The sequence below is a fragment of the Pradoshia eiseniae genome (assembly GCF_002946355.1).
Classification (GTDB): Bacteria; Bacillota; Bacilli; order Bacillales; family Pradoshiaceae; genus Pradoshia; species Pradoshia eiseniae.
The window spans coordinates 1-1,250 of record NZ_PKOZ01000045.1 but is presented as its reverse complement, the minus strand read 5'-3'; the positions used below and the strand labels follow the sequence as shown (position 1 = coordinate 1,250).

Below are 1,250 nucleotides of genomic sequence, written 5' to 3'. Positions count from 1 at the left end.
ATTTGTGATATTTTAGGTGGTTTTTCAACTTCAAAGATACTTTTCAAGGTATCAAAGCACTACACTACATTTAAGTAATATACTTCACAAATTCGTTTAATTATATTTGATTACTTGCGATATCTATTAAGTAATCTTGAATCGCAATATCCCCAACCAATCCAAGAGGATTCAGGATATTTTTATATTCTTCTTCACTTATTTTTTGACAATCCAATATGGGCAAGAGGGTATTACCAACACTTTTATAATATTCATCCATAAATTCTATAACATATTCCACTTTACATAGTTCTTCCGTTCCCATTAACGGTTTCGGATAAGTACCAACAAACTTCCAGGAACGATTCAGAATGGAAGCAATTCCTGAATTAGCAATAAATAAGAAATTCTTTATCTCTAGTTCTTTAATTATTTCTTGAAAATTTATTGGCTGTTCAGTAAAAGATTTTATGTATGCGATTATTATGTCATCCTTTTTATTTATTCGTAAATCTCCCGCTACAACGACACCGTAAACATATTTGTTAATTTGCTGAAGATATATTTCGAAAATTAGCCCTGGATATATTTCACGAAACTTTCTATTAAACACTGATTTATCACTCCCTTTATTTCCTTCTAAAGCTAACCTGCCCCGTTAACTGAAGAAGCACGTTAATTTACTTCTTGTAATACATCCCCAATATAGTCTCTTAATTCCTCTTTAATTTCTTCTAATGATTCATTAAGGAGTTCGCCACTAATCTTGCTCCCTGGTATGTTTTTTGGAACAGGCATACCTAAGAGAGTGCGTTCGCATTCCCATATTTTAATTATATGTAAGTCATTAAGTTCGCTGTTTTTGTTAATGTTATCAGTAATACCTATTGCAATTGAAGAAGTATACCCAGGCACAAAAGGATCATCGCCCTCTTTAGCGAAATCTGCATTAAATTCTAAGTTCTTCTTTGCGAATACAGTTTTATTTTCATTCAATATTTTTTCTATATGTTTTTGAAGTGTCAATTCAATATTTTTAATCTTACTTCTTAGCCCTTCTGTGAAATCCTTTTGTTGATATTTCATATATCAATCACTCCCTACAAAATGAATATATAACAGAATTCCAACAGATATAGCGAATTCCTTCTTCTGCTAACCTCCCTCAATAAACATAGTGAAATCTCACGTTTTCTCCTGTTTTCTTAGATTTTCATCATCGTTTGATATCAATAGACTATCTTCTATATGGTTGAAACTATCTCAGA

2 protein-coding genes are annotated in these 1,250 nt (G+C 31.3%); both read right to left on the bottom strand.

The genetic code is table 11. The features are described 5' to 3' along the window. Positions 1–100 precede the first annotated feature (100 nt). The gene (locus tag CYL18_RS18945; RefSeq protein WP_104851020.1) at positions 101–595 is read right to left on the bottom strand and encodes a hypothetical protein; all 495 of its coding nucleotides are present in this window, start codon (positions 593–595) and stop codon (positions 101–103) included. 62 nt (positions 596–657) lie between these two features. Further along, positions 658–1,068 (bottom strand): hypothetical protein, encoded by a 411-nt coding sequence (locus tag CYL18_RS18940; RefSeq protein WP_104851019.1) that lies wholly within the window; start codon positions 1,066–1,068, stop codon positions 658–660. Positions 1,069–1,250: the final 182 nt, after the last annotated feature.